The following is a 22510-nucleotide window of genomic DNA, read 5'->3' as shown; positions in this document are numbered from 1 at the left end:
TGTAACTATTCGGCGCGGAAGACGAAGCGCGAATAGCCGAAGAAGCTGAAGATCATCGAGGCGACGCTGGCGATCACCATGGCCGCCAGCGGCTGAAGCGCCGGCAGCGACAGCAGCAGTGCGGAATAGAGCCCGTAATTGACCAGCGCCGCCGTCACTCCGACCGAGCCATAGCGGAAGCCTTCGGCGGCAAGCGAACGGCCGGTGCGATCGAAGGTGAAGCTCCGATTGAAAGCCCAGGTCGCCGCCATGGCGAAGGCGATCGCGATGAGCCGCGCCAGAAACGGCCCGAGCGGCGTCAGATGGAGCAGCGCCGACAGGATGCCGGCATCGACGAGGAAGCCGATGCCGCCGGCAATGGCGAAGCGGATGAGCTTTCTCATGCCGCATCCGCCTTGCCGGGACGCGCGCGCGATACCGGCCCTGCGTTGTTGAGCGGCGCCTTCAACGCGCTCGGCCTTTCCAGGCCCATATAATGGATACGGAGTTGTTCGGCGCGGGCGCGTGCGACGGAATCCAGGATGACGCCGGCGGTGAACAGCATGAAGGAGATCATCATCAGCGCCGTCGACAGCACCCAGGTCGGCATGCGGCTGACGAGTCCCGTTTCGAAATATTCGGCCAGCACCGGCGCCATGAAGCCGAGGCTCGCCAGCATGAAGGTGGCGCTGATCGCGCTGAAGAAGGCGAAAGGCCGGGTTTCCTTCATCAGCATCGCGAACATCCAGAGGATCTTGGCGCCGTCGCGGAATGTCGAAAGCTTGGAATGCGAGCCTTCCGGTCGGCGGCCGTAGTCGAGCTCCAGCTCGCTGACCGGCAGCTTCAGCCGGGAGGCATGCACGGACATCTCGGTTTCGATCTCGAAGCCGCCCGATACCGCCGGGAAACTCTTGACGAAGCGGCGCGAAAACGCGCGGTAGCCGGAAAAGATATCGGTGAAATCGGGGCCGAAGATCATCCGGTAGAGGAGGTTGAAAAGCCGATTGCCGAGCGCATGGCCCTGACGGCCGGCATCGGCGTGCACACCGCGCCTGGTGCCGACCACCATGTCGGCGCGCTCGGTCAGCAGCGTGCGCACCAGTTCCTCGGCATCCTCGGGCGCATAGGTGCCGTCGCCGTCGGCGATGATGTAGATGTCGGCGTCGATATCGGCGAACATCCGGCGCACGACATGGCCCTTGCCCTGACGCCGCTCGCGCACGACATGCGCGCCGGCAAGCATTGCCTGCAGCGCGGTGCCGTCGGTGGAATTATTGTCGTAGACATGGATCGCAGCATCGGGCAGCGTCGCCCGGAAGCCCTGGACCACAGGGCCGATCGTCGCCGCTTCATTATAGCAGGGAAGCAGGACGGCAATATTCAGATTGTCGGTACGCGATCGGGGCATGACTCTACTCGTTACACTGAAAGCCGCGCTCAGCCTAAATCATGCGCCGTTAATAAGACCCTATGACGCAGGCAAAATCGGCGGCTGCCACAAACGGCTTTACACTTTCTTGATCGGCGGCGGCTAAGCTTCGCCATCCGGAAACGAACCGCTAACCACGATGAACGCTGTGCAGCCGATCTCCAAAGCATCATCCGCAATCGACGCCTCTCGGGTCGGGCTACGCGACCTGCTGACGCGTCTCTGGCCTGTTGTCATCGCCTATAGCGTCATCCTTGCCGCCGCCATCCTCATCACCAAGCTTTCCGGTGCCACCGATTACGTCGGCCCCGACAATGACGACGGAATGCGTCTCGTCGAAGTTCGTGATTTTCTGACCGGGCAGGGCTGGTTCGACCTGATGCAATACCGTCTCGGCCTCGACGGCGGCACGCTGATGCACTGGTCACGGCTGATCGATCTGCCGATCGCCTCGCTAATCTGGTTTTTCAGCCTGTTTGTACCTCATGAGACGGCAGAGGCGCTGGCGCTCGGCGTCTGGCCGGTATCGCTCATCCTGCCCGCCATGCTCGCCATGGCGGTTGCCGGTCGGCGCATCGGCGGCGTTGCCGCCATGCACATCAGTCTCGGCTTGACCGCTCTTGCGATCTACACCGGAAACCGTTTCGCGCCGGGCGCCATCGATCATCACAACGCGCAGCTGGCGTTGGTCGCGACGATGATCGCGATGCTGCTGGACCCCGAGCGTCGCGCCTGGAGCTATGTGGTCGCCGGCATCGCGGCAGCCATCGCCATCGCCATCGGCGCCGAGACGACCCCCTTCGTCGCCGCCGTCTGCCTGACCATCGCCCTGCTCTGGGCATGGGAGGGCGAAGATTTCGCTGCCGCCGCCAAGGCCTTCGGGCTGGCGCTGGCGATTGCGATCAGCATTCTCTTCTTCGCAACGGTGCCGCCTCGGCTTTATTCGATGGTCACCTGCGACAATCTCTCGCTCGGCTACTACAGCCTGGCGGCGATCGGCGGCGGGTTGCTGTTGTTTTCGGCGGTTTTCGCGAGCCGCCTGCGCCGGCCCTTGCGCTTTGCCGCACTCGCCGTCGTCGGCGCCGGTGTTCTCGGTTCGGCGATCGTGATCGCACCGCAGTGCCTGAGCGATCCGCTGGCCGGTCTCGATCCGATGCTGGTCGAACTCTGGCTGAGGAATGTTTCGGAAGCGCAGTCGGTTTTCGTTCTCGGGCGCACCGATCCCTTCTCGATCGGTGGCTTCTATGCGGCCGGCTTGTTCGGCATCGCCGTCTGCATCTTCCGCGTCATCAAGCGTGACCGCATGCAGATTCACCTGATCCTGCTTTTCCTGCTGATGACGAGTTGGGCAATCGCGCTGGTCCAGGTGCGCGGTTCCACCTTCTCGAACCTGATCTCGATCCTGCCGCTTGCCCTGCTGATCATCGATATCAAGCGCATCTCAAACATCGACAGCGAGAATGTCGCAGCCGCCTTCGTCTACATCGTGACCGTGCTCGCAAGCGTTCCGGCCGCCTGGGCCGTCGGTGGCGGGCTTATCTCGTTGCAGATCGAGAATGCTGCGCAGAAGAAGGCGGCGAAGCCGGCAAAGGAAATTTCCTGCACATCGCAAGCGGCGCTGGCGCCGCTCGCCGGGCTGCCGGCCGGACTGATCTCCGCTCCGTCGGAAATGGGCGTGTCGATCCTGCGCTTCACGCAGAACCGGGTTCTCTCCGCGCCCTATCATCGCAATCAGGGCGGCATGCTGACGGAACTGCATATCGGCATGGCGGAGCCGCAGGAGGCGGAAGCCTTCCTGAAGGGGACCGGGGTGACGGTGCTGGCCTTCTGCCCCGGCGACCTGCAGACGCGCGAGATCGCCAAGCTAAAGCCGGACGGGCTCTATGCACAACTCGGCAAGGGGAATATTCCGCCCTATCTGGAACCGCTTCCGAAGGCGGCGGACGCGGGCGTTCAGTTCTTTCGCTATCGGCCGGCGACGAACTGACGCCGGCAATCTTCAGATGGGATAAAGCAATCGCGGGAAGCGAATCTGAAAGATCGCGACGCGCTTGTCAGTGTGAAACGCGCTGTCAGTGCGAAACGCGCATGGCGCGGCGAAGCCGCTGATTGGCGTAGAGCCCAAGCACGAAGAGCATGAGGCCGCCATTATAGCCGAGCACGGCATAGACGAATGCGAGAATAGACACCGGCCCGGGCGAGCTTATCGCCGCCACTGCAAATGTCATTCCGATCAGCGCCGCGACCAACGCTATCACGCCTGCCGAACGCATCTGCCCGGCGCTGACGCCCAATGCTGCTGCTGTGAGAATAATCATTTCAGCACCTTCCCAGTGATAACGAGGGGAAGCATAGGAAGGGCCAACTAACAAAGATTTACCGGCGGTCCTCGCCGAAAAGCCTTTGTATTGCGGTGGTTAGCAATCCCTTTCGAGTAAAACGCATATTCTAACTATCCGTTCCGCAACAAAACATATTTACTCGATTTTGTTGTTATTCGCGCGGCTGCAACGAGTGCATGTGCAGGATCCCAGGAGACGAGCGCGCTCAACGCAATGGCGACAAACCCCGCGCGCGACCTATCTCAATGGCCGGGAAAACCGATCCCAATGCCAGCGCCGATCTTTCCGTTTGCCGCGGTTGGACATAGAAAGAGGGGATGAGCAACGTCTTCGACGGCGATTCGCCGACCAACCTTGCCGAATATTCTGTTTCGGAACTTTCCGGCTCGATCAAGCGCACCGTCGAAACGGCTTTCGATCAGGTTCGAGTGCGCGGCGAAATATCAGGCTATCGCGGGCCGCACTCCTCAGGCCACGCCTATTTCGCGCTGAAGGATGACCGCGCCCGCATCGACGCTGTCATCTGGAAGGGCACCTTCTCACGGCTGAAGTTTCGTCCGGAAGAGGGCATGGAAGTCATCGCCACCGGCAAGGTCACCACCTTTCCGGGCTCTTCGAAATATCAGATCGTCATCGAGACGCTGGAGCCGGCCGGCGCCGGCGCGCTGATGGCGCTGATCGAGGAGCGCAAGCGCAAGCTCGGCGCCGAGGGCCTGTTCGATGCGACCCGCAAGAAGCGGCTGCCCTTCATGCCTGGCGTGATCGGCGTCGTCACTTCGCCGACCGGCGCCGTGATCCGCGATATTCTTCACCGCATCTCCGATCGTTTTCCCGTGCATGTCCTCGTCTGGCCGGTGAAGGTGCAGGGCGAGGGGTCCGGCGAGGAGGTGGCAAACGCCATCCGCGGCTTTAATGCGCTGGAACCTTCAGGCGCCATTCTGCGCCCGGATGTGCTGATCGTCGCACGCGGCGGCGGCAGCCTGGAAGATCTCTGGAGCTTCAACGACGAGATCGTCGTGCGTGCTGCGGCCGAAAGCGAAATACCGCTGATCTCGGCTGTCGGGCATGAGACCGACTGGACGCTGATCGACTATGCCGCCGATGTCCGTGCGCCGACGCCGACGGGGGCTGCGGAAATGGCGGTGCCCGTCAAGGCGGAGCTCGAGGCGCAGGCCGCCGCTCTTGCCGCGCGCCTGCAGGGCTGCATGAACCGGCAGATGGATCAGCGCCGCCAGTCGGTGCGCGCGCTGATGCGGGCATTGCCGTCGCTCGATCAGCTTCTCGCCTTGCCGCGCCGCCGTTTCGACGAGGCGGCCGCCGGCCTCGGCCGCGGGCTGGAGCTCAATACCAACAACAAGCGCCGCGGCTACGAGCGTATCGCCGCGCATCTGCGTCCTGATGTGCTGTCCAATCGCATCGCCGAGCGCCGCCAGACGCTGAACGAGCGCATGGCCCGCGCCGAGCGCATGGTCGAGCGGCTGATCGACCGCTCGAAATCGCGCGTCGACCGCGCCGAGGCAATTCTCTCGTCGCTGCCTGCCCGGCTGAAGACCCAGACCGACCGCGGTCGCGAACGCCTTGGCAATCTTTCGCGCCATGCCGATACGGCAATCCGCCACCAGCTGACCCGCGCGCGCGCCGAGCTTTCCGCGCAGGACCGCGTGCTGCAGTCGCTTTCCTATAAGAATGTGCTGAAGCGCGGCTACGCCGTCATTCGCGATGAAGATAACAGGCCGGTCTCGCAGGCTGCTCAACTCTCCGCCGGCATGGGCATCGCCATTGAATTCGCCGACGGCCGTGTCGGCGCCATGACCACGGAAGGCGGAACGCCGCCGGCCGGCGCCAGGAAGCGCAGCGTAAGACCCGCAGACCCGCCGAAGCAGGGAAGCCTGTTCTGACTATGCGGATCCTGCTGGTGCTTGCCCATCCGTTGGAGGACAGTTTCGCCGCCGCCGTGGCAGGGACCGCGCGCGAAGCGCTGGAAGCGGCAGGCCATACCGTCGATCTGCTTGATCTCTATGCCGAGAATTTCGATCCACGCCTTTCGAAGGCCGAGCGCGGCGGCTATTTCGACGTGCCTTATGACACGTCAGCCGTTGCCGATATCGTTGCCCGCCTGAAGGCGGCCGATGGTCTGATCTTCGTCTTTCCGCAATGGTGGTTCAATTTTCCGGCGATCCTGAAGGGTTTCTTCGACCGTGTTTTCGCCCCCGGCGTTGCCTTCAGCCATGATGCGGCCGGCGGCCGTATCGTGCCGCAGTTGACCAATATAAAGCTGCTCTATGCGCTGACGACCACAGGCTCGCCCTGGTGGCTGGTACGTCTCTATATGGGCGATCCGGTGCGCCGGCTCTTGAAGCGCGGCATCGCCGCCTTCTGCTCGAAGGGATTGAATTTCCGCATGCTCAGCCTGCACGACATGGACCGGGCCACCGACGCAAAGCGCAGGGCGCATCTCGATCGCGTGCGTAAGCTGCTATCGGCAATTCGATAGGCGCTATTCGAAGTCAGCAAGAAACTTGCGCAGCAGCCTGTCGAGTTCCGCCTTGTCGGCGGCGCTCAGATTTTTCGACAGCCGGTGCTGATTGGCGACATGCGCATCGACGGCGGTTTCCACCGTCGCAAGCCCTTTCTCCGTCAGCGCGATGAGCACGCTCCTGCGATCCTCCGGATTGAGGATACGTTCGACGTAGCCCGCCTTCTCCAGCTGGTCGATGCGGTTCGTCATCGTGCCGGAGCTGACCATGGTCATCTCCAGGAGCTCCCCCGGCGAAAGCCGGTGAGGCGCGCCGGCGCGGCGAAGCGTCGCCAGCACGTCGAAGGCGGAGGATGAAAGCCCCTGCTGCGTGAGCACGGCCTCCACCTCGCGGCCGAGATGCGTACTCAGGCGTTTTAGCCGTCCGAGGATGCCCATCGGTTCGACGTCGAGATCCGGCCGCTCCCGTCGCCATTGCGCCAGGATCTTGTCGACATGGTCCAACTTGCGGTCTTCGCTCATGCTCCATCGATATCATTCATTATCTTGACGTCAAGATAAGAAGGTGTAGGATGAGTTTATCTTGAAATAGAGATTCTTGATATGAAGACAAATTTACGCTATGTCGCCGATCTTATGGCAACCGCGCTCGCACCCGCCATCTGGGGAAGCACCTATATCGTCACCACCGCTTTCCTGCCGGCCGGATATCCGCTGACAGTGGCGATGCTGCGCGCCCTGCCGGCCGGTTTGCTGCTTCTCTTCCTGGTCAGAAAGTTGCCTTTCGGCATCTGGTGGGGAAGGACTTTCGTTCTCGGCGCGCTGAACTTCTCGTTTTTCTGGGCGATGCTCTTCGTCTCGGCCTACAGGCTGCCAGGTGGCGTTGCCGCAACGGTCGGCGCGGTGCAGCCGCTGATCGTCATCGCTTTGTCGCGGCTTTTTCTCGGCAAGCCGATCCGGCCGCTTGCCGTGCTGGCCGGTCTCGCCGGCATGGCCGGCGTCGGATTGCTGGTGCTGACGCCGAAGGCGGGCCTCGATCCGATAGGTGTCGCTGCCGGTCTCGCCGGCGCCGTTTCGATGGCCTTCGGCACGGTGCTGACGCGACGCTGGGCGCCGCCGGTCTCAAACCTCACCTTCACCGCTTGGCAATTGACGGCGGGCGGCATGCTGCTGGTGCCTTTCGCCCTTTTCCTCGAACCGACGCCGCCGATCCCGACCGCTGCAAACATCGCCGGCATCGCCTATCTCGGGCTGATCGGCGCAGCCTTGACCTATCTGCTCTGGTTTCGCGGCTTGTCACGCATCGAGCCCTCGGCGGTCGCCTCGCTCGGCTTTCTGAGCCCGCTGGTCGCGACAATGCTCGGCTGGCTGGCGCTCGGCCAGAGCCTGACGCTGGCGCAGATCGGCGGTTTCGCCATGGTGCTTGCCAGTGTCTGGTTCAGTCAGCACATAATGAAGCCGCTCAGGCCCATTCGCCCTGCCGCATCACCGGAACCCGTGAACCATCCGGCTTGATGCCGTCGATATCGACCTTATCGGAGCCGATCATCCAGTCGATATGGATCAGGCTGGAATTGCCGCCCTGCGCCTTGATCTGCTCCTGGCTCAGTGTCGCGCCATCGAGGAAACACTTGGAATAGCACTGGCCGAGCGCGATGTGGCACGAGGCGTTTTCGTCGAACAGCGTGTTGTAGAACAGGATGCCGCTGGCCGAGATCGGTGAGGAATGCGGCACGAGCGCCACTTCGCCGAGCCGGCGCGCGCCCTCGTCGGTATCGAGCACCTTGTTCAAGACCTCTTCGCCGCGCGAGGCCTTGGCCTCGACAATGCGCCCGCCCTCGAAGCGCACCTGGATATTGTCGATCAGCGTGCCCTGGTGCGAAAGCGGTTTGGTGCTCGACACATGGCCTTCGACGCGCAGCGCATGCGGCGTGGTGAACACTTCCTCGGTCGGGATATTCGGATTGCAGGTGATGCCGTTCTTGGCGGTGGAAGCGCCGCCATGCCATTCGTGCCCGTCGGCAAGACCGATCGTCAGGTCGGTGCCCGGTCCCTTGAAATGCAGCGAGGCGAAGCGCTCGCCGTTCAGCCAGGCGCTGCGCTTCGCAAGATTACCATTGTGCTCGGCCCAGGCGGCGACCGGATCGCTGACATCGACGCGCGAGGCGGCAAAGATCGCCTTGGCAAGCTTGGCAATGGCGATCGGTTCCGGATCGTCGGGGAAAACCACCTTGGCCCAGGACGGGTTCGGATAGGAGACGATGTTCCAGTTGATGTCGAAATTCGAGATCTTCTCCAGCGCCGGCTTGTAGGCGGTGGAGTTGGCGCGATTGGCGCGGCCGACTTTGCCGGCATCCTGCTCGGACAGCAGCATCGGATTGTCGCCGGCAACCGCAAGACGGGCCGCCCCGTTGGTATAGGCCTTGGCCATGCCCTCGTAGAGCCAGCCGGAGGCGCGGTCGAAGCTCTCGTCGCTGCCATACTGATAGCGCGCCAGCGTCGTTTCCTCATCGGAATAGAAGGCGGAGACCAGTCCGGCGCCGGCCAGATAGGCATGTTTGGTGATCAGGCGAACGAGCGGCAGCGCCACGACAGGTGCGGTGATCACCAGGTCCTGACCCTTTTGCAACTGTAGCCCGACCTTGACGGCGACTTCCGCAAGCTTTTCCAGCTTGACGGGATCAACGGTGTTCTGGCTCTGGGGCATGAAAGTCATGGTTCAACCTGCCTTCTGTCATCGACGGTGTGAGGCTGGAAGACTTAGACCCGTTTGCGGCGAAAATGAAGCGCGCCGCTGCCGAATTGCAGCGGCCGGAGATATGTCCGGCCGCTCGCGGGGCTTTAAGCTGCGGCAGGCAACCTGAGCAGGATCGAGTTATGCTTGTCGAGGAATCTCATCAGCCGCTGCGGGTAGTCTTCGCCAACGGCGGCCTTGACGCTTGCCCGTTCGGAGAGCGCCTTGCGCCAACGCGTCACCCGCTCAAGCCCTTCGAAGATGCCGCTGGCGCCAAGCGTGTCGAAGACATCGAAATACCGAAAGACCGGTGCAAAGACAGCGTCGACGAGGCTGAAGTCGTTGCCGGCGAAATACGGCCCATCCGTCAGCACCTTCTCGAGCGTTGCGAATTTGGCGATGAGCGCCGTGCGTTTGGCCTCCAACTGCGCGGCATCCTGCGCCGTCTCGTAACCCCAGAGATCAGAGAGCACGGAGGAACCGAATTCCATCCAGCCGCGATGGCGGGCACGTGTCAGCGGGTCTTTCGAATGCAGCGCCACACCTGGCTGTGTTTCCTCCAGATATTCGCAGATGACGCTGCTTTCGAACAGCACCGCCTCGCTGCCATCCTCCTCCTCGATCCGCAGCAGCGGCACCTTGCCGAGCGGCGAGATCTTCAGGAACCAGTCGGGCTTGTCGGCAAGATCGATATTGATGCGCTCGAAGGGCACACCCTTTTCAAGCAGCGCGATCGCGGCGCGTTGTACATAGGGGCAGAGATGATGGCTGACGAGGGTAGGTTTACTCATGGCGGTCTCCACTTTACGACGATAGATGCAAATACATCTAATATCGCTTGCGGCGGAATTCAAGATAGATGTAACTGCATTTATGTCTGAAAAACTGTCGAATCCGAGCGAAGCGGTCACCTCTGCCTGGACGAGCATCATGCGCGCCCGCGAGCGGCTGCTCGCTGCCATCGAAGCCGACCTGAAAACGGCCGGCATGCCGCCTCTTGCCTGGTATGACGTGCTGTGGGAATTGGCGCGCTCGCAAGACGGCAAGCTGCGCCCCTACGAGATCGAGGAGCGGACATTGCTGGCCCAGTATAATCTTTCCCGGCTGATTGATCGGTTGGAAAAAGAGGGCCTGGTCCGGCGCGAGGTCTTCGCTGAGGACGGACGCGGCCGCTGGGTGGTAATCACAGGTGCCGGTCGAAAGCTTCGCGAGCACATGTGGACCGTCTATGCCAGATCGATCGAGACCCATATCGGCTGCAAGCTTGCCGAAAGCGATGCGAAGGCGATCGCCGGTCTGCTCGACCGCTTCCTCTAGATTCAATAGTTAAGAGCACGATGTCGTCCGAAAACCGCTCACACCTTCGGCATCACGCTCTGATCAGGCAATCAGCGGCACCGCGACGGCCTTCAACGCCTTCAACGCATCCTTTGGATCGAGCCGCACCTGCAGCCCGCGCTGCCCGCCATTGATATAGACGAGCGGTTCGCCAAGCGCGGCTTCCTCGATCGCCGTCGGCACGGTCTTCTTCTGGCCGAAAGGGCTGATGCCGCCGACATGATAGCCCGTTAGCCGTTCGGCATCGGCAGGCTTCATCATGCTGGCCGATTTGCCGTGAAAGGCGCTCGCCAGCTTCTTCATGCTGACCTCGCGGTCCGACGGTACGACGGCGCAGACCGGTTTGCCGTCCACCTCCGCCATCAGCGTCTTCAGCACTCGATGCGGCGCCTCGCCGAGCGCTTCTGCCGCCTGCAGCCCGACACGCTCGGCATTGGGGTCGTAGTCATAGGCATGGATCGTGAAGGCGATACCTGCCTGCGAAAGAACCTGTGTCGCGCGCGTGGTCTTGGACATCTCTTTCCCTCGTGAGTTCACCCGGTCGCCTGTCAGCCGCCGAATGCACCGGCGTAAATCTCCGGCTTGAATCCGACCAGCAATTTCCCCTTCGCCTCCAGCACCGGCCGCTTGATCATCGAGGGCTGGTCGAGCATCAGGGCGATCGCTTTCTCCCGGGTCAGGTTCTCGCGCTCCGCATCGGGCAATTTGCGGAAGGTGGTGCCGGCGCGGTTGAGCACGATGTCGAGGCCGGCCTGGTCGATCCAGGCTTCGAGATGGGCGCGATCGATACCCAGCGCCTTGTAATCGTGAAACCCATAGGCGACGCTGTGTTCTTCCAGCCAGCTGCGTGCCTTCTTCATCGTGTCGCAATTCTTGATGCCATAGATGGTGACGGCCATGCCCGATCGATCTCCCTGTGATGGCGCGAGATAACATGCACGAAGGCCGGCGCAAACGCCGTGCGACGTTTTATCCCCCGAGCGCGTCGACGATCGAGGCAGACAAAGCCGGCCTGTTGCTCAATTCTCCAGCGCGCCGGCCTTGCGCGAAGCCTTGCTGGGTTCGTCGCAGGCGATCTTCATCAGGTCGCCGCGCCGCCGCACCAGCCGGTCGGATGTTCGGGTTAGGATCAGCCCGTCCTGCGGCGAGGTGAGCTCGATGCTGCCGCCCGGCTGCCCTGGCCGGGTAACGATCGTCACTAGGCGGTCGCCTTCCGCAATCCTCTCGCCGATATTGCGATGAAAGAGCACGGCTCCGCCTTCCGGAGCGCGGATGATCTCGACATTGTCGAGCGGCACGGCCGGACCGGAAAATGCCGTCGCCGCCGGCTTTTCGTCGGCGACGATCCCCCGTGCCGCGAGGAAACGCCAGAGCCCGTCGGCGTCCTTTTTCGCCAATACCGGATCGACGTCGCGTTTGCCGCGCAGCTCGACGGTGACGGAAAGTCTGCCGGGCAGCTCGAATAGGCGTTCGCCGGGAATTTCATATTTCCATGCAAAGCCGACGGCCTCCTCGAAGGCCGAGCTTTCGCCATCCGACAGCAGCACGGCCTCCATGTCGAGTGCAGCGGCAAGATCGGCCGCCTCCGGCCAGAAGGCCTCGTCGATATAGGCGTATTGCAGCGATTCATCGTCGCAATGCAGGTCGATCACGAGATCGGCCCCGAGCGCCAAATGCAGCAACTGTCGCTTCAATCTGTCGGTAGCCGGATAATCATCGAGGTCTTCGATCAGCGTGGCCCGATCCGCAATGGAGATCCGCGGGAAATCCCGGTTGAAATTGGTGCGCGAGCCAAGGTCGAAACGGCCCTGCAATTCGCCGAAATGCGATTGCGCCGCACCGATCGGATTGGCCTGCGGCACGATGGTGATGTCGCTGGCGATCCCGCCTTGGCTTTCCGCCTGCCGCAACCTCTCGCAGAGGAAATGCAACAGCACCGTTCCCGGCAGCTCGCCGGCATGCAGCGCCGCCTGGATATAGGTCTTCGGCGCCTTCGGATCGCCGCCCGTAAAGCGCAGCACCGGCAGCCGCCACGCCGTTCCCGGCGTATCGCCCGGGATGATGATCTCTGAAACGTCCATGCTGATTTCGCTCCCCGTTTGCACCAATGCCGGAACAGGCTTTCGGAGCTTTATGCGCGGAAATCAGGCAAGCGCAAGCCGAGAACCGCGGACTCTTTGCCCTTAGCCCAGCAGTGGCCAGCGATCGATAATCCGATGTTCGGTTTTTCCGAGAACACTGTGGATGAGCAGGAGTTCGGACGCCGTCCATGAAACGGGTGTGTCGAGGGTCGTCGGCGGCACGGCCTTGCGGTCGTAGAGCAGCGTCATATGCGGCGTGAAATCCCGGCTGATATTGTGCCGTAATCCGGCATTGTGCATGCCGATGCCCAGTTGGACATGCACTCGGGTGAGCGGTTTGCGTCCGCCCTCGCCGCAAAGCACAAGCGCTCGCGCCTGCGGGAATCGCATGATCCGGTCAAAGATCACTGCGATCGGCGCACTTTCGACCGTGGCGCCGGCCTGCCGTGCCGCGAAGACCACATCCTCCGGCAGCTTCGGATAGTCTCCGACCCCGATGATCGACACATGCAATGTCGTCAAGCGCGGCCTGCCGGAAAGGGAGAAGGCTCGACGATAGTCATCGGCGATTGCGGCCGCCTGCTGCTCGATGGCATCAGGAGGACAGAGCACAAAGAAAAGCCGGTGTCCGCTGGCGTAGCTTTCGTTCCGCTGTCCGCGATCATTTTTGTCGTCTCCGAAGTCGAGGGGCATTTGGTTCATGGAATTTCAGGTCGTCATGACCCGCCTCGTCGTTTCCAAAACACGCCGAAGGATACTCCGAAAGAAGGCGATATTAAGAACAAAAAGAGAACATAATTTCCTGATAGGCTCGGCGTCACACTCATCCGAGCCGTCGCGGCAAAAGGGGCTGACTTGGAGGTTCGGGCAACAGTGCAGGGGCGCATCGCGATCTTTCCTGAAAGCCCGGCGCGCGCAAGAAACGGGTTGAAACCGACGCCATCCCATACGATTTTGAGGGTCATCGAAAACGCGGAGGCTGTGTCATGGCTGAGACAACGCACCACTATCTCATCTTCGAAACCGCGGGCGGTTTCTGCGGCATCGCCTGGAGCGACGCCGGCATCACCCGCTTCCAACTGCCGACCAAATCGGCAGAGGCGACCGAACGGCTGCTGCTGCGCCGCCTGCCGGATGCCGAACTCGGCGCGCCGACGCCTGCCGTGCTGGAAACGGTCGCTGCGGTGAAGCGCTACTTCCAGGGCGAAGAGACGGATTTTTCCGGTGTCGAACTCGATCTTGCCGGCCAGGATGCCTTCTTCCGGGATATTTATGCAGCGGCAAGGCGTGTCGGCTGGGGCCGCACCACCACTTACGGCGCGCTGGCCAAGGAGCTCGGCGTCGGGCCGGAAGCCGCCCGCGACGTCGGCCAGGCGATGGCGAAGAACCCTGTCGCTTTGATCATCCCGTGCCACCGGGTGCTCGCGGCCGGCGGCAAGATCGGCGGCTTTTCCGCGCCCGGCGGTTCGTCATCGAAGGCCCGGATGCTGGAGCTCGAAGGCGTCAACCTCGCCCCACCGCCGCCTGCCCAGCAGTCGCTGGGGTTTTAGGCGGCGGAGGCTTTTTCGTTTTCCGCAATTCCCGGCAAAATTGCTTCGCGCTTTGCCTGGCAAAACCGCACTTTTGCTGGAATTGCTTTGATAGAGTCTCAGGCACTCAATACGGGCTGGCCGTAGGCCGGATGATGATCTCGCTGACATCGACGTCGTCAGGCTGGCTGACGGCGTAGAGGATCGAATTGGCGATGGCCTGGGGGCTGATGGTGATCGCCCTGAAAGCCTTCATGGCGTCCCGCGCCGTCGGATCGGTGATCGTCTCGGCCAGTTCCGATGTCGTCGTGCCGGGCGAGATGACGGTGACGCGGATACGATCGGTCTCCTGCCGCAATCCGTCCGAGATCGCCCGCACCGCGAATTTCGTCGCGCAATAGACGGCGGCCGTCGGCGAGACGCTGTGGCCGCCGATCGAAGACAGGTTGATGATCTGCCCCGATCCCTGCGCCTTCATGATCGGAAGTGCCGCCGCGATGCCATAGAGAACGCCCTTGATGTTGACGTCGACCATCCGGTCCCATTCATCGACCTTGAGAGCCTCCAGCGGCGAAAGCGGCATGACGCCGGCATTGTTGACGATGACGTCGAGCCGGCCGAATTCGGACCTGGCAAAGGCTGCAAAAGCTTCCACGTCCGCACGGTCGGTGACGTCAAGCTTCTGCAAGCGCACCGACCCGCCCTTTGCGGCGATTTCACCGGCGAGTTCCTCCAGGCGCTCGGTGCGGCGGGCGCCGATCACGATCTGGGCGCCTGCGGCAGCCAGCACCTTTGCCGCCGCCTCTCCGATGCCGCTGCTGGCTCCGGTGATGGCAATGACTTTTCCTTCGATATCAGGCATTTCAAGCTCCGTTGTACGCCGCTCGCTTGGCGATGCGGCCGGGGGTGGTCAGGTGGGAAAATCGGCGCTGAGCGATGTCTCCGCCCAGGAGTCGAAGTTTGCGCGCAGCGCATCGAGCCGTTCGCGGGCGATCTTCAGGGCGGGTGCGCCGAGCAGCAGGCGCAGCGGCGGTTCGTCCGCTTCGAACGCCGATATGATCGCGGTTGCCGCGCGCGCGGGATCGCCCGGCTGGTTGCCGGAGATCGAGCGGGTGGCCCGGCGCCGCTTGCCGGATGTTTCAGCATAGTCTTCGATGATCGTGCTGGATTCGACCATCGACCGACCGGCCCAATCCGTGCGGAAGGCGCCGGGTTCGAGGATCGTCACATCGATGCCCAGCGGCCTGACCTCATGCGAAAGCGATTCCGATAGGGCTTCGACCGCAAATTTGGTGGCGTGATAGTAGCCGGTTGCAGCAAAAGCGACGAGCCCGCCAAGCGAAGAGACGTTGAAGATATGCCCCCGTCGGCGTCGGCGCATGCCCGGCAGGGCCTGCTTGGTGACAGCGATCAATCCGAAGACGTTGGTCTCGAACTGGGCGCGTATCTCGGCGTCGTCGCCCTCTTCGATGGCCGAAAGGTAGCCATAGCCGGCATTGTTGACGAGGACGTCGATCGCACCGAAATGCGCTTCGGCGTCATGAACAGCACCGGCAATGGAGCGGCTGTCGGTCACATCGAGTGCAAGGGCAAGCGCGCGGTTTCCGTGCGCTGCCGTGAGATCTGCCAGTGTCTCGGGTCTGCGCGCCGTCACGGCGGCGCGCCAGCCACGGGCCAGAACGGCTTTGGCGAGTGCCCGGCCGAGGCCGGACGATGCGCCGGTGATGAACCAGATGGGGGTTGGGGAAGACATGATCGTCATCCTTTCCGGCCGGCAAATGCGGCCTTCTCCTGTGTGATGTTGCCTGTCGGGCGGCACGTCATCTGCGCCGAAGCACCATGCCGCCGTGATGGAGGGTGTTGCCGTCGACGAAATCGCCGTCGGCCGTGAAGCCCGTGTCATCCCAATATTCGATGTGGCTTCCGGTGACGTCGTAGCGTCCTCGATAGGCGCTTTCCCGGTTGCCGCGGGCTTCGTCGTAACGGCCATTGGGCAGAAGTTCGTGGCGGACGCGGCCATCATCCGTAACCCACATGCCGACATAGGGATGTTGTTGCATTGTGTTCTCGCTTGTTTGTCGCTGCTGAGTTTCTAGGTCGGTATCGGCGCCGAACGAACCGGTCGCCGCGCCCGCCAGGGTGGCCGTCGTGAAAAATTGCAGAACCGGGCTTTTTAAAATCTTTTGCATTGCCTTGCCTTTCGATGCCTTCGTTGACCTCGACCGAAAGATAGTACGGAGAACCTGAGTGATTAAGTTGCCAATCCGAGATGCCTTGGTTAGGAATGCTAACCAATGGTCGACGATCTCGAAGGCATTTCAGTCTTTCTTGCGGTGGCGGAGGCGCGGAATTTCCGGCTCGCCGGCGAGCGGCTTGGCGTCACCCGCTCCGCCGTCAGCCAGGCGCTGCAGCGCCTCGAGGATCGGGTCGGCGTTGCCCTGGTCCAGCGCACGACGCGCAGCGTCAGCCTGACCGAAGCCGGTGAAGTGTTCTTCGACGCGGTTCGTCCATCGCTTCGGCAGGTCAAGGATGCGATGCAGACGGTAAGGGAAATGCAGGCGCGCCCGAGCGGCCTGTTGAAGATCACCGTTTCCTCGATCGCCGAGAGTTTTCTATCCGGCACCTTGCTGGCCGGCTTCATGGAGGCTTGCCCTGACATCAAACTCGATATCACCATCACCGATGATGAATTCGATATCGTCGAGGCCGGCTTCGACGCTGGCGTCCGGCTCGGCGAGGTCATCGAGCAGGACATGATCGCGATCTCCGTCTCCGAAGAGCAGCGACAATGCGCGGCCGCATCCCCCGCCTATCTCGAACGCCGCGGCCATCCCCGCCACCCCAGCGAGTTGCAGGATCATGCCTGCATTGGATGGCGGCCACGCCCGGATACGGCACCCTATCGCTGGGAATTCACCGAAAACGACCGCGACTTCGACGTCGCTGTCGATCCCGCTGTTACGACCAACGACATGGGAATGATGATCCGCATGGCCTGCGCCGGAGCCGGCATCACCTTCGGCATGGTGGAAACCTTCCAGGCCTATATCGAACGAGGCGAACTCGTGCCGCTGCTGGAGGATTTCTGTCCACCTTTCCCGGGCTTCTATCTCTACTATCCCAAGCGCCAGAGGCAGCCGCTGAAGCTGCGCGCATTGGTCGATTATGTGCGCAGGTCCGACCGGCGGTAGACATCGTCGTTACCTCCGGCGAATGTCAACGAATTGGTTTCAGGCTTCCCGGACTGCCTCATAACCCGCGGCTTGAGCCGCTTTCATAAATTTGCGGTCGAAGGTAACGAACTCTTCGCAATGGACCGATTTGGTAAGGTGTAAGGCATCGGCAAAATCCATTCCGTTCTCGGCGAGATCGAAAGCAGCAGCAACGATTGCCGAATCTTCAATCGTCACCGTGGACAGGCCGCCGAAAGCGCGAAGCGCACGAACAACGTCTGGTCGACCGTACCCATAGGCGCTGCGCAGCACCCATTCTGCTTCCAGCACCACCGTAACGGCAACAAAAACCGGCTGCCCATCGACGATCTCGCGGGCACGGGAAGATTGTTCGGGATGATCGCCGGTCAGATACCGGACGATAAGATTGGTATCAATCGCGATCATGACGGCGGCGAGCTTCGGCCAATACGCCGGCTTCCATGTCTTTCAGAGTTTTGGGCTCACCGCTGAAGGGAAGCATGCCGAACACATCGTCCGGCCGGGTCTGAGAAAAGGTAGGAGCCTGCCTCAGAAGCACGCCCTCTGCAGTTTCTTCAACGATCAGCCGAGTACCAGCCTCCCATTCCCGCCGCTGACGGATCGTTTTTGGGAGGATGACCTGCCCTTTGGTCGAGACGGTCGTAATGAGATTTTCAGAGTGAGCCATCAGCTTGAGCCCTGCAGGTAAGACAAAGGTAAGATAACTCTGTCGACCTTTGCATACAAGGTCTAAGATACTGCGGTCTCACCGGCGAGGGCCTGAGCCGGCCTCGGCCGAGGACGCAGCAGCAAATAGAATGCGAAGACATGGCTGATCATCAGCAGCGGCACGTAAATGATCGGGATCGCATATGCGGCGCCCAAATCTCCCGCCCGCGCGGGAAGGCCGGCCTGGATCGCGTGATAGTAGTCGAGGATGAGGTCGCCCATTCCCACGAGATTGAAGGCGATGACGAATAGCCAGAAGATCTGAGGTATCCTGATTGTGATGAGCGCCAGCATGGCAAGCAGCCCGGCCGCGAGATCGCCGTAGGCAGCGAAGGTGGCGAAGCTGGCGGGCAGGTTGGGGCCGACGACGCCTGGGAGAAGGAAGACGAGCCCGAAGAAGCGGAAGCTGTGCAGCGTGGCGATGGCGCAGTGCGCCCTGACCCTGTCCATCGACGTGAGCCAGGGCAGAATATAGGCGCCGAAGCAAATCAACCACGCAACATAGCCTAGGACGAGATGAGTTTGGAAGATGGATTCCGTCGACATCGGGGCACTCCTGATTTGTGGGATCCAGATGTACGCTCGCTTCCCGCGGTCGACTATTCGCGATAATATCGATGCGGTATGAAGCAGAACTTCACAGTCAGGCAAGGCGCGCTCGATGGCGTTGAAGCGTTTCTGAGCGTTGCCCGGCACCGCAGTTTTCGCAGGGCGGCTGCGGAGCTCGGGGTGACCCCATCGGCAATCAGCCAAGCCGTACGTGCTCTCGAGGAGCGTGTCGGCGCAGTACTGTTCATCCGCACGACGCGCAGCGTCGGCCTGACGGAGGCCGGTGAGCGGTTCCTTATGCGTGCAAAGCCCGCCTTCGAGGAACTGGTCGCCGCAAGCGAAGTGGCGCGTGAGCTCGGGCAGAGGCCAGCTGGACTATTGCGTCTCACTGTGCCGCCGGCAGTGGTGCCGATCCTGCTGGAGCCACTGATCGCATCCTTCTGCCAGGCATTTCCCGAGATCGAGGTGGAGGTCGCCGCCAATGAAGAACTGGTCGACATCGCCGCCGAGGGATTTGACGCCGGTATCCGGTTCGGCCAGTTCATTGCAGCCGACATGGTCGCGGTCCGGCTGACGCCGTCCTTCCCGCTGGTGGTCGTCGGCAGCCCCGAATATCTGCGCCGGAGAGGGCGGCCCGAGCGTATCGACGATCTGCGTCAGCATGCCTGCATCCGCATGCGCCGCTCGAACGGCTCAATCGCGCCGTGGTCGTTTGTCAGCGGCAAAAAGCCGATCGAGGCCGTTGTCTCCGGGCCGCTGATCGCCCACGACTTTCCCACCATGCTGGGAGCCGCCGTCGAAGCTATGGGGCTTGCACAAGTGCCGGAGCCAATCGCCGCCGGACCCGCGAAAGCGGGAAAACTCGTCCGCGTCCTGGAGGCGTTCGCACCGGTGGCGCCGGGTGTGTTCCTCTACTATCCCAGCCGTCATCAAATGATGCCGAAGCTGCGGGCCTTCATCGATCACGCGAAAGGCCGCCTCGGATACGGCCAGCAAGACCCTCAGTCCTATTGATGACGGACGCGTCCGGGGCGTGAAAATGCGCTGACCTGCGACAACGCGGACTCCAATAGTTGAGATCACTCCGATGCGCAGATCACGATGCCCGATCGACAACAGACCGGCGGTTTGTGTAGAAGACCGTCGGTCTTTAATCGAACTCCTATCGCGGCGCGGAGTTCTCCAAGCTTCGATTGCTGGAGCATGATGCCGAAAAGTGTGAGCGGTTTTCGGACGACATCATGCTCTCACTATTTAATGTAGAACAGGATTCAGATTTAGGCCGACTTGGTCTAAAATCATCCTGTTCCGGTGAGGGTGCGGCAATGGAAGATCGCCCGAAGCTGACCGTAGAAAATGGTTTTTCGCGCTTGCATATGCGACGCGGAGCGATCGGATGAGGGTCGTGGTGACCGGAGCCACAGGCGTCATCGGACGCCGTGTCGTACCGATTCTCCTGGGCGCGGGTCATAGGGTGACGGCCCTTGTGAGACCGCAGTCCGAGCGCGGAGCAAATGTCCCATCCGGCTGCGATGTGGTGGTGGCAAGTCTCTTCGAAGAGGCGCCGCTGGCAAAGGCGATTGCCGGTCATGAGGCTGTCATCAATCTGGCCACCCACATTCCGAAATCGGCACTCGGCATCATGTTCCGGTCGGCCTGGCGCGAGAACGATCGGATCCGAACCGAGGGTGCTCGTAACGTCGCGGAGGCGGCAGCCAAGGTGGGGGCTGAGATCCTTGTTCAGGAATCGTTTGCCTATGCCTATCCTGATATGGGTGCCGAATGGATCGACGAAGCGGTGGTCCTCCGACCGGCGGCATACTGCAGAAGCATATTGAACGCCGAGGCATCGGCACGAGCCTTCGCACGGGGTTCTACCAGGACAATCATACTCCGCTTCGCCGCGTTCTATGGTTCGGATGCGAGCCAGACGAAAACAATGATCGATGGCGTCAGAAGGGGATTGGCGATGTTGCCCGGCAGACGATCGAGCTTCATCTCGTCGATATCCCATGACGATGCGGCCGCGGCTGTCGTGGCGGCGCTCGATGCGCCCTCCGGCGCCTACAATGTGTCCGACGATCGCCCAGTGACCCACGAGGAATTTATCGGTGTTCTTGCCGATGCGCTCGAAGCATCCCATCCGCGTTTTCTGCCCCCTTGGACGGCGGCAGTGATGGGTTCGGCGGGCAGAACGCTTTCCCGGTCGATCAAGCTTCGCAATGACAAGCTGAAGGCCGCCACGGTCTGGAAGCCGCGGTCGCCAAGCATCAAAGAGGGGCTGCCTGCAGCCATTACAGCTTCCGCCCGCTGATCCTATCCAGGGGGCCGAAATGCGTGTCGGCAATTGCGGCGGCATCGGCCACGCCAGGAGCAACCAAGACGAGAGGTAAGACCATGAACCAGTCCGCCGCTGAGGCAATAATCCTCGCGATCAACGCGATGGGCGCGGGAATCCTGTTTTTCGTCGCCGGCGTCGTTCAACCGCTGATGAACGGTATGGATGCGTTCGAGTTCAAGACATTCCTCAACGCCTTGGATCGGACAGCGATGAGTAACCATGTTGCCGTCACCGTCGCCACACTGCCTCTCATCGCCATCGTCCTATATCTAAGCGCCTACGGTTTCGACCATTGGTGGTTCATCGCCGGTTTCATAGTGTGGATGGTCGGATCAGCCGTCACCAAGATCAGCAACATGCCGATCTACAGGTGGGTCGGAGATCCGTTGCAGACGGATGCCGACGAGTTGGCAAAGCGGCGACGTCAACTGGGGGTCGCCAATAGTCTTCGCGCTTGGCTCACATTGTTCTCGGTTATCCTTATGGCGTGCCAATTCGGTCCGCTGGAAGTTGGTGCGGTGGTGGTTGCGAGCACCGTCATTGCGGTTCCCCTCACTTGGCTGTCTCGCAGATACATTCCGACAGCAGAATAATGCGGAGGGCGAGGACGTTCCCGATCGCAGAACCTATGATAAGCAAGGCGCAGAACAGCTGCGTTGAAGAGGGAAATTTGATGCCGCGCCTGATCAGACACCCGGAAATCCGGCGCGCCGAGATCCTCGATCAGGCGTTCAGAATATTTTTGGAGCGCGGTAGAAATGACGTCAATAGCTGTCCGTGGCTCATCGCCGGCAACCGGACCTAACGGGTTCACGCCACCCCGTAGATCTGCGCCACCGCGCCCCTCAGAAAGGCCTTTGGCTCATAGCTTAAGACGCACTGGCGCGGCGAGTTAGGAAAACAGCGGCAGGCCTCCGCCCAGCGCCACCGGCCCCACGATCAGGGCGAACTGATCGACCAGTCCCTGGGCGATGAGACTGTGGGCGAAGCTCACTCCGCCATGGGCGATGATCGGCTTACCCTCCGGGTCTTTCAACTTGGCGATTTCCTCCGCCAGGTGCCGGTCTTTCTATTCAAAATGGTTCCCATGATCCGAGATGCGGCCAACGCGCCCGTTGACCGGACTTCATGCACCATCGTCTGCCTGCCGCCGATCACGCAATCCTGCCCCGCAGGCAGTCGGCGAGCGCGGAAAGAGCATTGGCGAGTTGCGCCGCGGTTTCCGGCGGCGGAAGCGGTATCTTCAGGCTCCGCGCACCTGTGGCCGAATTACGCTCTACCCAGGAATGCGCCGTTGCATCGGGATCATTGGCCGCAGCCAGGGCGGGCATGAACAAAAATTGCCCCCGGGGCCTCGGCCGCGAATCGCGACGCGGTAGCTCGAATTCGAAACGGGAATTCGGAGAAGAACGGCTCGTCGGTCAGATTCTCGAGCCCGAAAGCCTGCCCCCGGCCGAACTGGCGGCGTAGGCCGCGCTGCCAGTCCACCGGCGATAGATCGGCGGGCGCGCGGGTGCGCGACAGCTTGGGTTCCTGGTTCGGCTTGGCCGTGGCTTTCAAGTTTCGGGGCTTGGATTTCATTGAAGCACATCCATTCAGAAGAGTTTTTCGCGTGACATTCTTCCCGGTTTACCCGTGGCATCGGGGGAGGTCTTCTGCCTTAGAGCCTGACCGAAAAAGAGTTGAGTGAAATCAGCCAGTTGTGATTCTGTTTGTTTGCTTAGGACGAACGGAGACCACAATGGGCTGGACTGATTTCACCCGTCGGCAATATGCCCGACGCGCAATG

Annotated in this window: 29 protein-coding genes; 11 read left to right on the top strand and 18 right to left on the bottom strand. The window is 61.7% G+C overall.

Annotated features, from left to right (window positions below):
• Positions 1-5: 5 nt before the first annotated feature.
• Together ACIPSK_RS17395 and ACIPSK_RS17390 are read right to left on the bottom strand one after the other, a co-directional pair.
• On the bottom strand, positions 6-383 hold the full coding sequence (locus ACIPSK_RS17395) for a GtrA family protein (RefSeq protein ID WP_017966598.1): 378 nt from the start codon (positions 381-383) through the stop codon (positions 6-8).
• Entirely contained in the window at positions 380-1387 is a 1008-nt protein-coding gene (locus ACIPSK_RS17390) for a glycosyltransferase (RefSeq protein WP_017966599.1), read from the bottom strand. Before ACIPSK_RS17390 ends, ACIPSK_RS17395 begins: the two co-directional genes overlap by 4 nt.
• Positions 1388-1547: 160 nt before the next feature.
• On the opposite strand from ACIPSK_RS17390, the gene ACIPSK_RS17385 reads away from it, so the two are divergent.
• Positions 1548-3395, top strand: coding sequence for a hypothetical protein (locus ACIPSK_RS17385; RefSeq protein ID WP_162115508.1), 1848 nt, complete (start codon positions 1548-1550; stop codon positions 3393-3395).
• Between the two features lie 85 nt (positions 3396-3480).
• Here ACIPSK_RS17385 and ACIPSK_RS17380 read toward each other — a convergent pair whose 3' ends face one another.
• The gene (locus ACIPSK_RS17380; protein WP_162115507.1) at positions 3481-3726 is read right to left on the bottom strand and encodes a hypothetical protein; all 246 of its coding nucleotides are present in this window, start codon (positions 3724-3726) and stop codon (positions 3481-3483) included.
• Between the two features lie 341 nt (positions 3727-4067).
• Between ACIPSK_RS17380 and xseA the strand changes: the two genes are divergently transcribed.
• Together xseA and ACIPSK_RS17370 are read left to right on the top strand one after the other, a co-directional pair.
• Positions 4068-5648 carry an exodeoxyribonuclease VII large subunit gene (gene xseA / locus ACIPSK_RS17375; RefSeq protein WP_162115506.1) on the top strand — a complete coding sequence of 527 codons (1581 nt, stop codon included), beginning with the start codon at positions 4068-4070 and terminating at the stop codon, positions 5646-5648.
• A 2-nt stretch (positions 5649-5650) separates the two neighbouring features.
• Positions 5651-6244, top strand: a complete 594-nt coding sequence (locus ACIPSK_RS17370) for an NAD(P)H-dependent oxidoreductase (protein WP_162115505.1) — start codon at positions 5651-5653, stop codon at positions 6242-6244.
• Positions 6245-6247: 3 nt separating this feature from the next.
• Here ACIPSK_RS17370 and ACIPSK_RS17365 read toward each other — a convergent pair whose 3' ends face one another.
• Positions 6248-6748 carry a MarR family winged helix-turn-helix transcriptional regulator gene (locus ACIPSK_RS17365; protein ID WP_162115504.1) on the bottom strand — a complete coding sequence of 167 codons (501 nt, stop codon included), beginning with the start codon at positions 6746-6748 and terminating at the stop codon, positions 6248-6250.
• Between the two features lie 81 nt (positions 6749-6829).
• Here ACIPSK_RS17365 and ACIPSK_RS17360 point away from each other — a divergent pair, with 81 nt between their 5' ends.
• The gene (locus ACIPSK_RS17360) at positions 6830-7741 is read left to right on the top strand and encodes an EamA family transporter (RefSeq protein WP_162115503.1); all 912 of its coding nucleotides are present in this window, start codon (positions 6830-6832) and stop codon (positions 7739-7741) included.
• On the opposite strand, the gene ACIPSK_RS17355 is transcribed toward ACIPSK_RS17360, so the two are convergent.
• Together ACIPSK_RS17355 and ACIPSK_RS17350 are read right to left on the bottom strand one after the other, a co-directional pair.
• Entirely contained in the window at positions 7689-8942 is a 1254-nt protein-coding gene (locus ACIPSK_RS17355; protein ID WP_162115502.1) for an aminopeptidase, read from the bottom strand. The genes ACIPSK_RS17360 and ACIPSK_RS17355 overlap by 53 nt on opposite strands.
• 125 nt (positions 8943-9067) lie before the next feature.
• Positions 9068-9751 carry a glutathione S-transferase family protein gene (locus ACIPSK_RS17350; RefSeq protein ID WP_162115501.1) on the bottom strand — a complete coding sequence of 228 codons (684 nt, stop codon included), beginning with the start codon at positions 9749-9751 and terminating at the stop codon, positions 9068-9070.
• A gap of 82 nt (positions 9752-9833) precedes the next feature.
• On the opposite strand from ACIPSK_RS17350, the gene ACIPSK_RS17345 reads away from it, so the two are divergent.
• Complete coding sequence (locus ACIPSK_RS17345; RefSeq protein WP_162115500.1) at positions 9834-10277, top strand: MarR family winged helix-turn-helix transcriptional regulator; 444 nt, start codon at positions 9834-9836, stop codon at positions 10275-10277.
• A gap of 63 nt (positions 10278-10340) precedes the next feature.
• On the opposite strand, the gene ybaK is transcribed toward ACIPSK_RS17345, so the two are convergent.
• The 4 genes from ybaK to ACIPSK_RS17325 all read right to left on the bottom strand — a co-directional run bounded on the left by ybaK (position 10341) and on the right by ACIPSK_RS17325 (position 13081).
• Positions 10341-10814 carry a Cys-tRNA(Pro) deacylase gene (gene ybaK, locus ACIPSK_RS17340; RefSeq protein WP_162115499.1) on the bottom strand — a complete coding sequence of 158 codons (474 nt, stop codon included), beginning with the start codon at positions 10812-10814 and terminating at the stop codon, positions 10341-10343.
• Positions 10815-10846: 32 nt separating this feature from the next.
• Positions 10847-11197 (bottom strand): ArsC family reductase, encoded by a 351-nt coding sequence (locus ACIPSK_RS17335; protein ID WP_162115498.1) that lies wholly within the window; start codon positions 11195-11197, stop codon positions 10847-10849.
• A gap of 120 nt (positions 11198-11317) precedes the next feature.
• On the bottom strand, positions 11318-12379 hold the full coding sequence (locus ACIPSK_RS17330) for a succinylglutamate desuccinylase/aspartoacylase domain-containing protein (protein WP_162115497.1): 1062 nt from the start codon (positions 12377-12379) through the stop codon (positions 11318-11320).
• A 102-nt stretch (positions 12380-12481) separates the two neighbouring features.
• On the bottom strand, positions 12482-13081 hold the full coding sequence (locus ACIPSK_RS17325) for a 2'-5' RNA ligase family protein (RefSeq protein WP_162115496.1): 600 nt from the start codon (positions 13079-13081) through the stop codon (positions 12482-12484).
• Positions 13082-13365: 284 nt separating this feature from the next.
• On the opposite strand from ACIPSK_RS17325, the gene ACIPSK_RS17320 reads away from it, so the two are divergent.
• Positions 13366-13929, top strand: a complete 564-nt coding sequence (locus ACIPSK_RS17320) for a methylated-DNA--[protein]-cysteine S-methyltransferase (protein WP_162115495.1) — start codon at positions 13366-13368, stop codon at positions 13927-13929.
• A gap of 106 nt (positions 13930-14035) precedes the next feature.
• On the opposite strand, the gene ACIPSK_RS17315 is transcribed toward ACIPSK_RS17320, so the two are convergent.
• The 3 genes from ACIPSK_RS17315 to ACIPSK_RS17305 are packed head-to-tail and all read right to left on the bottom strand — an operon-like array spanning position 14036 to position 16097.
• Positions 14036-14770: an SDR family oxidoreductase gene (locus tag ACIPSK_RS17315; RefSeq protein ID WP_162115494.1), complete on the bottom strand. Its 735-nt coding sequence runs from the start codon at positions 14768-14770 to the stop codon at positions 14036-14038.
• Between the two features lie 48 nt (positions 14771-14818).
• Positions 14819-15670, bottom strand: coding sequence for an oxidoreductase (locus ACIPSK_RS17310; protein WP_170257348.1), 852 nt, complete (start codon positions 15668-15670; stop codon positions 14819-14821).
• Positions 15671-15728: 58 nt separating this feature from the next.
• On the bottom strand, positions 15729-16097 hold the full coding sequence (locus tag ACIPSK_RS17305; protein WP_162115492.1) for an Atu4866 domain-containing protein: 369 nt from the start codon (positions 16095-16097) through the stop codon (positions 15729-15731).
• A gap of 105 nt (positions 16098-16202) precedes the next feature.
• Between ACIPSK_RS17305 and ACIPSK_RS17300 the strand changes: the two genes are divergently transcribed.
• Entirely contained in the window at positions 16203-17099 is an 897-nt protein-coding gene (locus ACIPSK_RS17300) for a LysR family transcriptional regulator (RefSeq protein WP_162115491.1), read from the top strand.
• A gap of 39 nt (positions 17100-17138) precedes the next feature.
• On the opposite strand, the gene ACIPSK_RS17295 is transcribed toward ACIPSK_RS17300, so the two are convergent.
• The 3 genes from ACIPSK_RS17295 to ACIPSK_RS17285 form a co-directional block, all read right to left on the bottom strand.
• Positions 17139-17528, bottom strand: a complete 390-nt coding sequence (locus tag ACIPSK_RS17295; RefSeq protein ID WP_162115490.1) for a type II toxin-antitoxin system VapC family toxin — start codon at positions 17526-17528, stop codon at positions 17139-17141.
• Positions 17515-17790 (bottom strand): AbrB/MazE/SpoVT family DNA-binding domain-containing protein, encoded by a 276-nt coding sequence (locus ACIPSK_RS17290; RefSeq protein WP_162115489.1) that lies wholly within the window; start codon positions 17788-17790, stop codon positions 17515-17517. The genes ACIPSK_RS17295 and ACIPSK_RS17290 overlap by 14 nt, the downstream gene beginning before the upstream one ends.
• Before the next feature lie 62 nt (positions 17791-17852).
• The gene (locus ACIPSK_RS17285) at positions 17853-18377 is read right to left on the bottom strand and encodes a hypothetical protein (RefSeq protein WP_162115488.1); all 525 of its coding nucleotides are present in this window, start codon (positions 18375-18377) and stop codon (positions 17853-17855) included.
• Positions 18378-18455: 78 nt separating this feature from the next.
• On the opposite strand from ACIPSK_RS17285, the gene ACIPSK_RS17280 reads away from it, so the two are divergent.
• From ACIPSK_RS17280 to ACIPSK_RS17265, 4 genes are all read left to right on the top strand, one after another.
• The gene (locus ACIPSK_RS17280) at positions 18456-19394 is read left to right on the top strand and encodes a LysR family transcriptional regulator (RefSeq protein WP_162115487.1); all 939 of its coding nucleotides are present in this window, start codon (positions 18456-18458) and stop codon (positions 19392-19394) included.
• Positions 19395-19788: 394 nt separating this feature from the next.
• Positions 19789-20694, top strand: coding sequence for an NAD-dependent epimerase/dehydratase family protein (locus ACIPSK_RS17275; protein WP_157386358.1), 906 nt, complete (start codon positions 19789-19791; stop codon positions 20692-20694).
• 83 nt (positions 20695-20777) lie between these two features.
• Positions 20778-21314, top strand: a complete 537-nt coding sequence (locus tag ACIPSK_RS17270) for a hypothetical protein (RefSeq protein ID WP_162115486.1) — start codon at positions 20778-20780, stop codon at positions 21312-21314.
• 80 nt (positions 21315-21394) lie between these two features.
• Entirely contained in the window at positions 21395-21526 is a 132-nt protein-coding gene (locus ACIPSK_RS17265) for a hypothetical protein (protein WP_261321731.1), read from the top strand.
• An 87-nt stretch (positions 21527-21613) separates the two neighbouring features.
• Here ACIPSK_RS17265 and ACIPSK_RS17260 read toward each other — a convergent pair whose 3' ends face one another.
• Together ACIPSK_RS17260 and ACIPSK_RS17255 are read right to left on the bottom strand one after the other, a co-directional pair.
• Positions 21614-21757 (bottom strand): dihydrofolate reductase family protein, encoded by a 144-nt coding sequence (locus tag ACIPSK_RS17260; RefSeq protein WP_246709584.1) that lies wholly within the window; start codon positions 21755-21757, stop codon positions 21614-21616.
• Positions 21758-22026: 269 nt separating this feature from the next.
• Positions 22027-22302, bottom strand: a complete 276-nt coding sequence (locus ACIPSK_RS17255; RefSeq protein ID WP_246709582.1) for a hypothetical protein — start codon at positions 22300-22302, stop codon at positions 22027-22029.
• Positions 22303-22510: the final 208 nt, after the last annotated feature.

The organism is Rhizobium sp. LARHSG275 (assembly GCF_052871115.1).
The sequence above is the reverse complement of the archived record's forward strand: the minus strand, read 5'-3'. Positions and strand labels throughout refer to the sequence as shown.